We start from the raw sequence: 14598 nt of genomic DNA on the forward strand, positions 1-14598 counted from the left end.
GCCATCGAGATCAAGAAGGACGTCCAGACCGGCGTCGGCGTCAGCCCCGAGGAGCTTCACTGATGATCGGCCTGCAGCACTATCTGGCCCTGGGCGCCATCCTGTTCACCATCGGGGTGTTCGGCATCTTCGTGAACCGCAAGAACGTCATCATCATCCTGATGTCGGTCGAGCTGATCCTGCTGGCCGTGAACATCAACTTCGTCGCCTTTTCGGCCTATCTGCACGACGTGGCCGGACAGATCATGGCCATGTTCGTCCTGACCGTGGCCGCAGCCGAGGCGGCCGTGGGTCTGGCCGTTCTGGTGACCTTCTTCCGTAACCGCGGCGACATCGCGGTTGACGACGCCAGCGTGATGAAGGGCTGACCGCGTGACCCTCGAACTGCTCGTCACTCTCGGCGTCTTCGCCCCGCTGCTGGGCGCCGCCGTCGCCGGCTTCTTCGGTCGCCGGATCGGCAATATTCCTTCGCAGGCGGTCACGACCGGCCTGCTGTTCTTCTCGTGCGCCGTCGCCTGGACGGTGTTCGGCCAGTGGACCTGGGGCCATCTGGAAGCCTTCACGGTCGAACTGGCGCCCTTCATCACTGTGGGCGACTTCCAGTCGGTCTGGTCGATCCGCGTGGACGCCCTGTCGGCGACCATGCTGATCGTGGTGACGACGGTGTCGTCGCTCGTGCACCTGTATTCCTGGGGCTATATGGCCGAGGACGACTCGAGGCCGCGCTTCTTCGCCTATCTGAGCCTGTTCACCTTCATGATGCTGGCGCTGGTGACGGCCGCCGACTTCATGCAGATCTTCTTCGGCTGGGAAGGCGTGGGTCTGGCCTCCTATCTGCTGATCGGCTTCTGGTTCAAGAAGTCGACGGCCAGCGCCGCCGCCATCAAGGCCTTCGTCGTCAACCGCGTCGGCGACTTCGGCTTCGTCCTGGGCATCATCACCATCTACTGGATGTTCGGCACCATCCAGTTCGCCGAGCTGTTCCCGCAGATCGCGTCCAAGGCCGGCACGACCTGGGAGTTCCTGGGCTATCAATGGTCCGCGCTCGACCTCGCCGGAATTCTGCTGTTCATCGGCGCCATGGGCAAGTCGGCCCAGTTCTTCCTGCACACCTGGCTGCCCGACGCCATGGAGGGCCCGACCCCGGTGTCGGCCCTGATCCACGCGGCGACCATGGTCACCGCCGGCGTCTACATGGTCTGCCTGCTGAGCCCGATCTACGAATATGCGCCGTTCGCCTCGCTGGTGATCGCCGTCATCGGCGGGATCACGGCCCTGTTCGCCGCCACCGTCGGCATGATGCAAAACGACATCAAGCGGGTGATCGCCTATTCGACCTGTTCACAGCTGGGCTACATGTTCTTCGCGGCCGGGGTCGGCGCCTATCAGGGCGCCATGTTCCACCTGTTCACCCACGCCTTCTTCAAGGCCCTGCTGTTCCTGGGCGCCGGTTCGGTGATCCACGGCATGCACCACGAGCAGGACATGCGGAAGATGGGCGGGCTGTGGAAGCTGCTGCCCATTACCTACGCCGTCATGGTCATCGGCACGATCGCGATCACGGGTCTGGGTCTGCCGGGCGTCGGTGGATTCGCAGGCTTCTATTCCAAGGACTCGATCATCGAGAGCGCCTTCGCGGCGGCGACCAGCGGTCATTCGCCGGCCGGCTATTTCGCCTTCTTCATCGGCATCCTCGCGGCCCTGCTGACGTCCTACTATTCGTGGCGGCTGATTTTCATGACCTACCACAACAAGCCGGTGTGGAAGGAAGAGCATGGCGACGACCATGCGCATGCCCATGACGACCACGCCTCGCATGCGCAGGTCGAGACCCATTCGGAGCCGATCGCCGACGACCACCATGGCGACGACCATGCGCACGACGACCATCATCACGGCCCGCTGCATCCGCACGAGAGCCCGATGTCGATGGTCGTGCCGCTGCTGGTGCTGTCGATCGGTGCGGTGTTCGCGGGCATGGTCTTCGCCCCGCACTTCATCGGTCACCACGAGCACGAGTTCTGGCGCGGCGCGATCTTCACGGCCGAGAGCAACCACGTCCTGCACGAGAGCCACGACGTCCCGACCTGGGTGAAGTGGTCGCCGCTGGTCGTGACCCTGCTGGGTCTGCTGAGCGCCTGGTGGATCTATGTGGCGCGCGAAGGTCTGGCCCGTCGCATGGCCGACAGGAACAGCCCGGTCTGGTCCTTCCTCTACAACAAGTGGTTCTTCGACGAGCTGTATGACGTCGTCTTCGTGCGCGGCGCCAAGGCGCTGGGCGACCTGTTCTGGAAGATCGGCGACGTGAAGATCATCGACGGCCTCGGTCCGAACGGCGCGGCCTGGGCCTCGCTGAAGTCGGCCGCGCGACTGTCCAAGATCCAGTCCGGCTATGTCTATTCCTATGCGTTCGTGATGCTGATCGGCGTGGCCGCTCTGCTCGCCTTCGTCATCAAAGCCTTCGGAGCGTGATGGCCGTGCCCGCTATTCTGAGCATCGTCACCTTCCTGCCGCTTCTGGGGGCGCTCGCGATCCTGATCGCGCGCCTGACCTCGAAGTCGCAGGACGCCGCCGCCCCGGCCGCGCGCTGGATCGCCCTGGGCACGACCCTGGCCGTCCTGGCCGTTTCGATCGTGCTGATCGCCCAGTTCGATCCCTCGAACACCGCCTATCAGTTCGTCGAGTGGCACACCTGGTTCGCCGGGGCGTCCTATCATCTCGGCGTGGACGGGATTTCGATCCTGTTCGTCCTGCTGACGGCCTTCCTGATGCCGATCTGCATCGTCTCCAGCTGGAAGTCGATCGAGACGCGCGTCGTCGAATACATGATCCTGTTCCTGTTGCTGGAGTCGATGGTCATCGGCGTCTTCACCTCGCTGGACCTGTTCCTGTTCTACATCTTCTTCGAGGGCACCCTGGTGCCGATGTTCCTGATCATCGGCATCTGGGGCGGAGCGAACCGGATCTACGCCTCGTACAAGTTCTTCCTCTACACCCTGCTGGGGTCGGTGCTGATGCTGCTGGCCATGCTGTGGATGGCGCATGACGCCGGCACGACCAGCATTCCGGACATGAAGAACCACGTCTTCGACGCCCGGTATCAGCCCCTGCTGTGGCTGGCCTTCTTCGCCTCCTTCGCGGTGAAGATGCCGATGTGGCCGGTCCACACCTGGCTGCCCGACGCCCACGTCCAGGCGCCGACGGCGGGCTCGGTCATCCTGGCCGGCATCCTGCTGAAGCTCGGCGGCTACGGCTTCATCCTGTTCAACGTGCCGATGTTCCCGATCGCGTCGCAGATGTTCCAGCCGCTGGTGCTGACCCTGTCGGTCATCGCCGTGGTCTACACGTCGCTGGTCGCCTTCCGTCAGACCGACATCAAGAAGCTGATCGCCTATTCGTCGGTCGCCCACATGGGCTTCGTGACCATGGGCATCTTCGCCGGCAACGCACAGGGGATGCAGGGCGCCGTCTTCCAGATGCTGAGCCACGGCCTGATCTCGGGCGCGCTCTTCCTCTGCGTCGGCGTGGTCTACGACCGGATGCACACGCGGGAGATCGCCTTCTACGGCGGCCTGACCAACCGGATGCCCTGGTACGCCGCCATCTTCCTGATGTTCACCATGGCCAACGTCGGCCTGCCGGGCACCTCGGGCTTCGTCGGCGAGGTTCTGACCATGACGGGCGCCTATCAGGCCTCCACCTGGGCGGCCCTGATCGCGGCCTCGGGCGTGATCTTCTCGGCGGTCTACGCCCTGACGCTGTATCGCAACGTCATGTTCGGCGAGATCGTCAATCCGGCGCTGAAGACCATCACCGACATCGACCGGCGCGAGCTGCTGATCTTCGTGCCCCTGATCGTCGGGACCATCTGGCTGGGCGTCCAGCCAGACCTGATCCTCAATACGACCGCCGCCTCCGTTGACGCTGTCGTGGGCGCCTATCGCGCCGCGACCGGCGGGTGAGACCGACATGCCCGATCTGATTTCCGCCCTTCATCTCGCCGCCCCGGAAGCGACCCTCGCGGTCGGCGGACTGGTCCTGCTGGTCTTCGGCGCCTTCGCGGGCGACCGGGCGACGAGGCTGGTGTCGTTCGGCGCCGTCCTGCTGCTGATCGCCGCCGCCGTTCTCGCCGCCGTCGGTCCGCTGGGCCAGGCCTTCAACGGCGCCTATGTGGCCGACCCCCTGGCCGTGTACGGCAAGGTGCTGATCTTCCTGTGCTCTGCGGTCGCTGTGGTGCTGGGCGGGGGATGGATCGGCCGCAACGGCATCGCCCGGTTCGAATTCCCGATCCTGATCGTCCTGGCTTCGGCGGGCATGGGGATGATGGCGTCGTCGGGCGATCTGATCAGTCTCTACGTCGGCATCGAGCTCCATTCGCTGGCCCTCTATGTGCTGGCGGCCTTCCACCGCGACGACCTGAAGGCGTCGGAAGCCGGACTGAAGTATTTCGTTCTGGGCGCCCTGTCGTCCGGCCTGCTGCTCTATGGCGCCAGCCTGATCTACGGCTTCACCGGCTCGATGCGGTTCGAGGACATCGCCGTCGTGGCTTCGCGGGGCGATGTCGGCCCGGGCCTGATCTTCGGTCTGGTCTTCCTGATTGCCGGCCTGGCCTTCAAGGTCTCGGCCGCGCCCTTCCACATGTGGACGCCCGACGTCTATGAGGGCGCGCCGACCCCGGTCGTGGCCCTGTTCGCCACGGCGCCCAAGGTGGCGGCCATGGTGCTGATCGCCCGGACGCTGGAAGGCGCCTTCGCCGGCATCCATGACCAGTGGTCGCAGGTGGTGATCCTGATCGCCCTGGCCTCCTTCGTCGTCGGGGCCTTCGGCGGTCTGGCCCAGAAGAACATCCAGCGGCTGCTGGCCTATTCCTCGATCATCAACATCGGCTACGCCCTCTTGGCCATCGCGGCCGGCACGACCCTGGGGGTGAAGGCCATGCTGCTGTTCCTGACCCTGTACGTCATCGACCAGTTCGGCTTCTTCTCGGTGCTGCTGTCGCTGGCGCGGCGGGGCAAGCCGGTGCGCCTGATCTCGGAACTGGCGGGCCTCAAGGCCGACAAGCCGCTGACGGCCGTGGCCTTGACCTTCCTGTCGCTGTCGGTGCTGGGCATGCCGCCGTTCTCGGGCTTCTGGGCCAAGTGGGCGGTGTTCGGCGCCTCGGTCAACGCGGGCTACTGGATGGCGGCCTCGGCCGGTCTGGTCGCCTCGGTCGTCTCGGCCTTCTACTATCTGCGGATCATCAAGCTGATGTGGTTCGATGCGACGCCGGAGGGCACGGTTCCGACCGACGCCGCGCCGTTCGAGGCCAAATGGATCGCCTGGGCCTGTGCGGCCTTTTCCTTCCCGCTGGTCATCCTCGGCCTGATCTGGCTCGATCCGCTGACCCAGGCGGCGGCGGCCGGCTTCGGCGCGGGCTAGGTGACGACGCCCCCGATCCTGATCCTCGACAGCGTCGACTCCACCAATGCGGAGGCCCGGCGACGGGCGGAGGCGGGCGAAACTGGCCCTCTTTGGATCGTCGCCCGCACCCAGAGCGCCGGTCGTGGCCGGAGGGGGCGGGAATGGGTCAGCCAACGCGGCAACCTGTTCGCCACCCTGCTGACCACCACGCGAAAGCCCCCGGCCGACGCGGCCCAGACGACCTTCATCGCGGCCTTGGCCGTGGCCGAGACGCTGGACGTCTTTGCACCGTCGCCTCTGGTGACGATCAAATGGCCCAACGACGTGATGATCGACGGCGAGAAGGCTTCGGGCATTCTGGTCGAGTCCGGCGCCCATCCGGCGGGCGGGCTGTGGCTGGCGGTCGGGATCGGGGTGAACCTGATCCACACGCCGTCGGGTACGGAACGGCCGGCGACAGCCATGGGCGGACATCTGAGAGGCGATGTGGCGGCGGCTCCGTCGCCGGAGACCGCGGCGGAGGTGCTGGCCGACCGGTTCGCGATCTGGCTGGAGCGTTGGGAGGCTCTGGGCTTCCAGCCCGTTCTGAACGCCTGGATCGCGCGCAGCCGGGGGCTGGAGGGGCCCTGCACGGCCCGACTGGGGCATGAGACAATCTCGGGCATGGCCGACGGCGTCGAGGCCGACGGGGCCCTGAGGCTCAAGCTCGCGGACGGTTCGGTGCGGCTGATCTCGGCGGGCGACGTCTTCTTCGGGGAGCCGAACTGATGCTGCTGGCGATCGAACAGGGCAACACCAATACGCTGTTCGCCATCCACGACGGCGTGGACTGGATCGCCCAGTGGCGCGCCGCCACCGAGGCCAGCCGTACGGCCGACGAATATGCGGTGTGGCTGAGCCAGCTTTTGACCATGCGGGGCCTGGCGTTCGGCGACCTGACCGGCTGCATCGTCTCGAGCGTGGTGCCGCAGTCGATCTTCAACCTGAGGAACCTGTCGCGACGCTACATGAACGTCGAGCCGCTGGTGATCGGCGAGAACGCCCGCCTCGGTATCGAGGTGCGGATCACCAAGCCGAGCGAGGCCGGCGCGGACCGTCTGGTCAACGCCATCGGGGCGCATCTGACCTATCCCGGCGACCTGCTCTTGATCGACAGCGGCACGGCCACCACCTTTGACGTCGTGGCGACGGACGGGGCGTTTGAAGGCGGACTGATCGCGCCGGGCATCAATCTGTCGCTGACGGCCCTGCACGAGGCGGCCGCAAAATTGCCCCGCATCGCCATCCAGAAGCCCGAGCGCGTGATCGGCAAGGACACCGTCGCGGCCATGCAGTCCGGTGTCTTCTGGGGCTATATCGGCCTGATCGAGGGCCTGGTGAGCCGCATCAAGGCCGAGTGGGGCAGGCCCATGACGGTGATCGGAACGGGCGGCGTGGCCAGCCTGTTCGAGGGCGCCACGACAAGTATTGACCGGTTCGATCCGGACCTCACCATCCGCGGCCTGCTGGAAATCTGGCGCCGCAATCAAGATTCGAAAGCTGAATGACCAAGACATCAAAGACCGACGAACTCGTCTTCCTGCCGCTGGGCGGCTCGGGCGAGGTCGGAATGAACCTCAACGCCTACGGCTACGGGCCGGAGACGAACCGCGAATGGATCATCGTCGACGTCGGCGTGACCTTCGGCGACCTGTCGACGCCCGGCGTCGATGTGATCGTGCCGGATCCGACCTATCTGGAGGGCGAGAACCTCAAGGGCATCGTCCTGACCCATGCGCATGAGGACCATATCGGCGCCCTGGGCTGGCTGTGGACCCGCATCAAGGCGCCGCTCTACGCCACCCCCTTCACCGCCTTCCTGATCTGCGAGAAGCTGCGCGAGGCGGGCATCCTCAACCAGGTGAAGATCCATGAGGTGCCGCTGGGCGGGACCATCAAGCTGGGCGCCTTCGAGGTGACCATGGTGACCATGGCCCACTCGATCGCCGAGCCGAACGGCCTGGCGATCAAGACGCCCTTGGGCACGGTGCTGCACACCGGCGACTGGAAGCTGGACGACGGGCCGGTCATCGGCCGCACGACGGACGCCGACGCCATCAAGGCCCTGGGGGACGAAGGCGTCCTGGCCATGGTCTGCGACTCGACCAATGTCTTCGTCGAGGGCTCGGCCGGGTCCGAGACCGATGTGCGCGACGCCCTGTTCGACCTGATCGGCAGCCTGAAGACCGGGCGGATCGCGGTCGGCTGTTTCGCCTCCAACGTGGCGCGGATGGACAGTGTCATCGCCGCCGCCGAGGCCGCCGGACGGCGCGTCTTCCTGGCGGGCCGGTCGATGGGCCGGATCACCTCGGCGGCCAAGCACGTCGGCCTGCTGCAGAACACGCAGAAATTCCTGTCGGACGAGGAGGCGCGCTCCTGGCCCGCCGACCAGATCCTGTATCTGTGCACGGGCAGTCAGGGCGAGGCCAACGCCGCCCTTTCCCGCGTCGCGGGCGGGACCCATCCGACCGTCAAGTTGGGGCTGGGCGACCACTGCATCTTCTCGTCGCGGGTCATTCCGGGCAACGAACTGTCGATCGCGCGATTGCAGGACCGGCTGTCGGATCGGGGCACGCGCATCTACACCGAGAAGGATCATCCGGGCATTCACGTCTCCGGCCACCCCTGCCGTGACGAACTGCGTCAGATGTACGCTTGGGCCCGGCCGAAGATCGCCGTCCCGACCCACGGCATGCGCCGCCACCTGATGGAGCACGCCATCCTCGCCCGCGAGCTGGGCGTCGAGGAGACGGTGACGCCACGCAACGGCGACATGGTGCGTCTGGCCCCCGGGCCGGCGACGATCATCGACGAGGTGCCGAACGGTCGCCTCTATGTTGACGGCGGCATGCTGGTGACCGAACAGGGCGAGGCCCTGCGCGAGCGGCGTCACGCCTCGACCAACGGCGTTCTGGTCGTCAGCTTCGCCCTGGACCGCAACGGCAAGATCGTCTCCGACATCGACGTGCGCGGCATCGGCCTGCCGGGGGATGAGGAGAATCCGTTGGGCGACGCCCTGGATGATCTGGCCGAGCGCGTCGAGCAGGTGGTTCGCAGCCTGAAGCGCGAGGCCCTGGACGACGACGGCGCCGTCGAACAGGCGGTCGCCCGTGTCCTCAAGAAAGCCAGCCAGCAGTTCTGGGATCGCCGACCGATCGTCGAGACGGTCGTCCTGAGACTGTAAGCCTGAACCTGTGACCCTGCGTCGGTTTGCGGCCGTGCCGCGGATCGGCTCATATTCCGCCGCCTGTCCTGTTATGTGGAGCCTACCGATGAAGCGTCTGGCCGTCGCCTTTTCCGCCCTCGTCATCGCCGCCTCGGCGAGAGCGCCCGTCCTGGCACAGTCCGTGGACCGCACGGCGATCAACGGGATCATCGATCAGGGGCTGAACCACAGTCAGGTGATGCAGACGGCGGCCTATCTGACCGACCGGATCGGGGGGCGGATCACCAACTCGCCGCAGATGCGTCAGGCCGAGGCCTGGACCCAGCAGCAGTTCCGCGACTGGGGCCTGTCAAACGTCCACACCGAGGGCTTCGAGTTCGGTCGCGGCTGGTCGGCGGTGCGGTCGAGCGCGCGGATGACGGCGCCGCGCACCCTGGACCTGCGCGTCATTCCGGTGGCCTGGACGCCCGGCACAAACGGGGTGATCTCGGCGGGCGTCATCGTGGCGCCGATCACCAAGGTCGAGGACTTCGACAAGTGGCGCGGCAAGCTGTCGGGCAAGATCGTCATGGTCAGCCGGCCGGACGTGCGCCCCGACCCGACCGAGGCGCCCTTCCGCCGCCTGACCGGCGAGGATCTGTCGTCCGGCGGGGCCTACAACCAGCCCAACTATTCGCCCGCCGCCATTGAGCGCGGACTGAAGGCGGCGGAGTTTGCCGATCAGCTCGATGCCTTCCTCGCGTCCGAAGGGGCTCTGGCCTGGGTGAGGATGTCGGCGCGTGACGGCGGTCTGTTGCACGGCACGGGCTACCAATATCAGGTCGGCAAGACGCCGAAGCTGGCGGGGCTGGAACTGGCGGCCGAGGACTATCGCCGCTTGGCCCGTCTGGCCCTGACCGACGCCCCGCCCACGCTGGAGCTGATGAGCGAGGTCCAGTTCCACGACGAAGACACCAAGGCCTACAACATCTTCGCCGAGATCCCCGGCACGGGCGGGACGAGCCAGTATGTGATGGCCGGCGCCCACCTCGACAGCTGGGCCGCCTCGGACGGGGCGACCGACAACGCCGCCGGCAGCGCCGTGGTGATGGAGGCCGCGCGCATCCTGAAGACGCTCGGCGTGCGGCCCAAACGCACCATCCGCTTCGCCCTGTGGAGCGGGGAGGAGCAGGGCATTCTGGGGTCTCTGGCCTATGTCGATCGCCATCTGGCGACGCGCGCGCCCCTGGCCGCCGACAGCCCCTATCGCGACCTGACGATCCAGCGCACCTGGCGCTCACGCTGGCCGATCCAGCCGCGCGAGGGTCATTCGGACCTCGTGGCCTATTTCAATCTCGATAACGGCTCGGGCAAGATCCGCGGCATCAACGCCGAGGGCAATGTCGCCGCCGTGCCGATCTTCCAGGAATGGCTGGCCCCCTTCGCCAGCATGGGGGCGACCAGCGTGTCGCTGCGCAACTCGGGCGGCACGGACCATGTCTATATGCAGACGGTCGGCATCCCCGGATACCAGTTCATCCAGGATCCGCTCGACTACAGCAGCCGCACCCACCACACGAGCATCGACAGCTACGAGCGGCTGAAGCCCGAGGATTTGCGTCAGTCGGCGATCATCATGGCCAGCTTCCTTCTGAACGCGGCCAACCGCGACCAGCCCCTGCCGCGCATGCCGATCCCGACGCAGCCGACGCCGACGGACCCGTTCGAATATCCGGCCGACTGAGACGCCCGACCTTTGAAGGACAACTGAGCCATGCCCATCGGCCCCCTGACCATGGCGGCGATCTATCTGACGATCTGGTGGACGGTGCTGTTCGGCATCCTGCCGTTGGGCACGTCGAAGGAGGATCACTCGAGGCCTCCGACGGACGGAGCCCAGTGGGGGGCGCCGGAGAAGCCGGACCTGAAGCGCAAGTTCATCACCACGACCTGGGTCTCGGCCATCCTCTGGGCGATCGTCATGCTGGTGATCTTCACGGGCATAATGCCGCTGCCGAGCCTGCCGTCCACCTGAGCGCCTAGCTTTCGCCCCGTCCGAGCGGCTAAAGCTGCGCCTCGACTGCAACCCCGGATTCTCTCATGCGCCTGTCGCGCTATTTCCTGCCCACGCTCAAAGAAGCCCCCTCTGACGCCCAGATCGTCTCGCACCAGCTGATGCTGCGCGCGGGAATGATCAAACAGGAGGCCGCCGGCATCTACGCCTGGCTGCCGCTGGGCCTGCGGGTGCTGAAGCGGATCGAGCAGATCGTGCGCGAGGAGCAGGAGCGGGCAGGGGCGGTCGAACTGCTGATGCCGACCTTGCAACTGGCCGACCTGTGGCGCGAGAGCGGCCGTTACGACGCCTATGGGCCGGAGATGCTGCGCATCACCGACCGGCACGAGCGCGAGCTGCTGTACGGGCCCACCAACGAGGAGATGATCACCGACATCTTCCGGGGGTTCGTGAAGAGCTACAAACAGCTGCCGCTGAACTTGTTCCATATCCAGTGGAAGTTCCGCGACGAGCGCCGGCCGCGCTTCGGCGTGATGCGGGGCCGCGAGTTCCTGATGAAGGACGCCTACTCCTTCGACCTGGACGAGGCCTCGGCGCGGGTCGCCTACAACCGGATGTTCGTCGCCTATCTGAACACCTTCGCCCGCCTGGGGTTGAAGGCGGTGCCGATGCGGGCCGACACCGGCCCGATCGGCGGCGATCTGAGCCACGAGTTCATCGTCCTGGCCGACACCGGCGAGAGCGAGGTCTTCTGCGACCGCAAGCTGGTCGAGATGCCGGCGCCCGGCGACGATTTCAGCCCCGAGGCGGTGCAGGCGGTCTTCGATGAACGGACTGCCCTCTATGCGGCGACCGAGGAAATGCACGACGCGGCTCTGTTCGAGGCTCAGACCGCCGAGGGCGACCGTCTGTCGGCGCGCGGCATCGAAGTCGGCCACATCTTCTACTTCGGGACCAAATATTCAGCTCCGATGAAGGCCAGGGTCGCCGGCCCCGACGGCAGGGACACCGAGGTCCATATGGGCAGCTACGGCGTCGGGGTGTCGCGTCTGCTGGGCGCCATCATCGAGGCCAGCCATGACGAGGGCGGCATCATCTGGCCGGATGCGGTCGCGCCGTTCGACGTCGTGGTCATCAATCTCCGCGCCGGCGACGAGGCTGTTTCGGCGGCGTGTGAAGACGCCGTCGCGCAGCTCGAAGCCGCCGGCAAGGACGTCCTCTATGACGACACCGACGAACGGCCGGGCGGCAAGTTCGCCACCGCCGACCTGATCGGCGTGCCCTGGCAGCTGACCATCGGACCCAAGGGTCTGGCCGACGGCGTGGTCGAGCTGAAGCGCCGCGCGACGGGCGAGAAGTTCACGCTTTCGCTGGCCGACGCCCTGGAGAAACTGGCTTGACCGACGCGGGGATAAAGCCCGCCAAGGCCTTCTCTGGCTGGGAGGTGGGGCTGGCGTTCCGCTATCTGCGCGCCAAGCGCAAGGAGGGCGGCATCGCCCTGATCGCCATCATCTCCTATGTGGCCATCGCCCTGGCGGTTATGGCCCTGATTACGGTGATGAGCATCATGGCCGGGTTCCGGGCGGAACTGCTGGGCCGGATGCTGTCGTTCAACGGACATATGTACGTCCAGGGGTCGGTCCTGACGGCTCTGGACCGCGATCACGCCCTGCAGCGGATCAAGGCCGTGCCCGGCGTTGTCAGCGTGAGCCCCATCGTGGAGGCCCAAGGCATCGTCCGGGCGGGCGGCTATACGACCGGCGCCCTGGTGCGCGGCCTGCGCCCCGAGGACCTGCCGAGCATGGATTTCGTCTATCGCAGCCTGTCGGACGAGGCCAAGGCGTCGTTCGGCCGGGGCGAATACGGCGGCGATCGTATTCTGGTCGGCAAGAGTTTGATGGATCAGATGGGGCTCAAGGTCGGCGATCCGGTCACCCTGTATTCGCCCACGGGCGCGGACAGCGCCTTCGGCAATCTGGGCGGGCTGGAGAAGACCTATTTCGTGGGCGGGGTCTATTCGTCGGGCACGGCCGACTACGACCGCGCCTATATCTTCATGCCGCTGGAACAGGCCCAGCTGTTCTTCGGCAAGGACGGCGTCTGGGACGTCATAGAGCTGAAGGTCGCCGACGCGGACCAGGTCCAGTCCTACATCGCCCCGGTGCAGAAGGCGGCCGGGCCCGGAGCCCTGGTCAGCGACTGGCGCCAGAGGCTGGCGGCCTTCTGGGGCGCGCTGAAGGTCGAACGGGTGGCGATGAGCATCATCCTGGGCCTCGTCGTCGCCATCGCCGCCCTGAACATCATCTCCGGCATCGTCATGCTGGTGAAGAACAAGACCCGCGACATCGCCATCCTGAGGACCGTGGGCGCCAGCCAGTCATCCATGCTGCGCATTTTCTTCATGTCCGGCGCCATGATCGGGGTGGCGGGCACCCTGACCGGCCTTTTGCTGGGGCTGCTGTTCTGCCTGAACATCGGCGCGATCCAGCACTTCCTCGAATGGCTGTTCCAGACCCAGTTGTTCAACGCCGACGTCTATCAGCTGGACGCGATCCCGGCCCTGGTCGATCCGGTCGACGTCTTCTGGGTGACGGTCTGGTCCTTCTTCATGAGCTGCGTCGCCGGTCTGATCCCGTCGTGGCAGGCCGCCAAGCTCGATCCGGTCGAGGCGCTGCGTTATGAGTGAACCGGTCCTCAGCCTGCGGGGCGTCACCCGCACATACGACACGGCGACCGGCGGCCTGACGGTGCTGCGCGGCGTCGATCTGGACATCCGCCCGGGCGAGGTCGTGGGTCTCATCGGGCCCTCCGGATCGGGCAAGTCGTCGCTGTTGCATGCGGCGGGTCTGCTGGAGCGGCCGACGGCCGGCGAGGTTCGCATCGACGGCGAGATCGTGGGCGGCCTGCCGGAACGGGCCCGCACCCATCTGCGCCTGGCCAAGATCGGTTTTGTCTACCAGTTCCACCACCTTCTGCCCGAGTTCGATGCCCTGGATAATGTGGCCCTGCCGCTGCGCATCGCCGGGCTTGGCCAGAAATCCGCGCGCGAGCGGGCGTCGGAGCTTCTGGCCCGGCTGGGCCTCGGCGATCGCCTGAACCACCAGCCGTCGCAGCTGTCGGGCGGCGAGCGTCAGCGCGTGGCGGTGGCCCGGGCCCTGGCCAACCGGCCGCGCCTGCTGCTGGCCGACGAGCCCACCGGCAACCTGGACCCTGCCACCAGCCAGACGGTGTTCGAGGCCCTGCGCGACCTCGCCCATACGACGGGCGTCGCGGCCCTGATCGCGACGCACAACATGGAGCTGGCGGGGCATATGGACCGGGTCTTCGCCCTGAAGGACGGCCATCTGGTGGAACGGGCGGCCGAGAGCCACGCCTACTGACGGGGCGCGGCTTCTGGCCGCGCTTGGCCTTCTCTCCAGCGGCGGGCTAGGGTCATTCCTTCAACGAAGGGGAGTATCGCCATGAAGACACTGTTCCTGACCGCCGTGATGGCTACCGGTGTCATGGCGCTGGCCGCCTGCACGCACACCGAGACCGACAAGGCGGCCGAAGCGCCCGCCGCGCCGCATACCGACATCACCCCGACCGCGGCGGCCGATATTCCCGAGGCTGTGCGAACCGTGGTCGAGGCCACGCGCCCTGGCATGGTCATCGCCGAGGCCGAACTGAAGGAACGGGAAGGGCGGCGTTACTACGACGTCGAAGGCACGCTGGACGGCGCCGAGATCGAACTGGACCTGCTGGAGACGCCGCAGGGCTGGCAGGTGGTGGAAATCCAGCGGGACATCGCCTGGAGTGCGGTGCCGGTGACGGTCGCCGGGGCGGCCCAGGGCGCCAGGGCGGGCTTCACGCCGGTGCGCGTCATCGAGAGCACCCAGGCCGAGGACGGGGCGGTGATCTATGAGCTGTTCGCCGACGGCCAGCCCGCCACGCCGGCGCTCGAGGTCCGCGTGAAGGACGGCAAGACGGATGTCCTCAAGGAAGTCTGGCCGCACTGAGG

At 66.6% G+C, this 14598-nt stretch carries 13 protein-coding genes; all 13 read left to right on the forward strand.

All coding sequences use genetic code 11. The annotated features are described in order from the left end of the window. Window positions 1–62: 62 nt before the first annotated feature. Entirely contained in the window at window positions 63–368 is a 306-nt protein-coding gene (gene nuoK / locus ACT6QK_RS09705) for an NADH-quinone oxidoreductase subunit NuoK (protein WP_444597627.1), read from the forward strand. 4 nt (window positions 369–372) lie between these two features. Further along, a complete protein-coding gene (nuoL, locus tag ACT6QK_RS09710; protein WP_444597628.1) occupies window positions 373–2472 on the forward strand; it encodes an NADH-quinone oxidoreductase subunit L in 2100 nt (699 codons plus the stop codon). Further along, window positions 2472–3962 carry an NADH-quinone oxidoreductase subunit M gene (locus ACT6QK_RS09715; protein WP_444597629.1) on the forward strand — a complete coding sequence of 497 codons (1491 nt, stop codon included), beginning with the start codon at window positions 2472–2474 and terminating at the stop codon, window positions 3960–3962. The genes nuoL and ACT6QK_RS09715 overlap by 1 nt, the downstream gene beginning before the upstream one ends. Before the next feature lie 7 nt (window positions 3963–3969). Then, window positions 3970–5418: an NADH-quinone oxidoreductase subunit NuoN gene (gene nuoN / locus ACT6QK_RS09720; protein WP_444597630.1), complete on the forward strand. Its 1449-nt coding sequence runs from the start codon at window positions 3970–3972 to the stop codon at window positions 5416–5418. Then, window positions 5419–6168 (forward strand): biotin--[acetyl-CoA-carboxylase] ligase, encoded by a 750-nt coding sequence (locus tag ACT6QK_RS09725; RefSeq protein ID WP_444597631.1) that lies wholly within the window; start codon window positions 5419–5421, stop codon window positions 6166–6168. Next, the gene (locus tag ACT6QK_RS09730; RefSeq protein ID WP_444597650.1) at window positions 6165–6947 is read left to right on the forward strand and encodes a type III pantothenate kinase; all 783 of its coding nucleotides are present in this window, start codon (window positions 6165–6167) and stop codon (window positions 6945–6947) included. Before ACT6QK_RS09725 ends, ACT6QK_RS09730 begins: the two co-directional genes overlap by 4 nt. After that, on the forward strand, window positions 6944–8623 hold the full coding sequence (locus tag ACT6QK_RS09735) for a ribonuclease J (protein ID WP_444597632.1): 1680 nt from the start codon (window positions 6944–6946) through the stop codon (window positions 8621–8623). Before ACT6QK_RS09730 ends, ACT6QK_RS09735 begins: the two co-directional genes overlap by 4 nt. An 88-nt stretch (window positions 8624–8711) precedes the next feature. Further along, entirely contained in the window at window positions 8712–10328 is a 1617-nt protein-coding gene (locus tag ACT6QK_RS09740; RefSeq protein ID WP_444597633.1) for a M20/M25/M40 family metallo-hydrolase, read from the forward strand. A 30-nt stretch (window positions 10329–10358) separates the two neighbouring features. Beyond that, on the forward strand, window positions 10359–10619 hold the full coding sequence (locus ACT6QK_RS09745; RefSeq protein WP_444597634.1) for a DUF1467 family protein: 261 nt from the start codon (window positions 10359–10361) through the stop codon (window positions 10617–10619). A gap of 65 nt (window positions 10620–10684) precedes the next feature. Beyond that, window positions 10685–11998 (forward strand): proline--tRNA ligase, encoded by a 1314-nt coding sequence (gene proS, locus ACT6QK_RS09750; RefSeq protein WP_444597635.1) that lies wholly within the window; start codon window positions 10685–10687, stop codon window positions 11996–11998. Next, window positions 11995–13284 carry a lipoprotein-releasing ABC transporter permease subunit gene (locus tag ACT6QK_RS09755; RefSeq protein WP_444597636.1) on the forward strand — a complete coding sequence of 430 codons (1290 nt, stop codon included), beginning with the start codon at window positions 11995–11997 and terminating at the stop codon, window positions 13282–13284. Before proS ends, ACT6QK_RS09755 begins: the two co-directional genes overlap by 4 nt. Then, window positions 13277–13978: an ABC transporter ATP-binding protein gene (locus ACT6QK_RS09760; RefSeq protein WP_444597637.1), complete on the forward strand. Its 702-nt coding sequence runs from the start codon at window positions 13277–13279 to the stop codon at window positions 13976–13978. Before ACT6QK_RS09755 ends, ACT6QK_RS09760 begins: the two co-directional genes overlap by 8 nt. Window positions 13979–14059: 81 nt before the next feature. Continuing rightward, window positions 14060–14596: a hypothetical protein gene (locus ACT6QK_RS09765; protein WP_444597638.1), complete on the forward strand. Its 537-nt coding sequence runs from the start codon at window positions 14060–14062 to the stop codon at window positions 14594–14596. Window positions 14597–14598: the final 2 nt, after the last annotated feature.

The sequence above is a fragment of the Brevundimonas sp. genome, assembly GCF_052436175.1.
Classification (GTDB): Bacteria; Pseudomonadota; Alphaproteobacteria; order Caulobacterales; family Caulobacteraceae; genus Brevundimonas.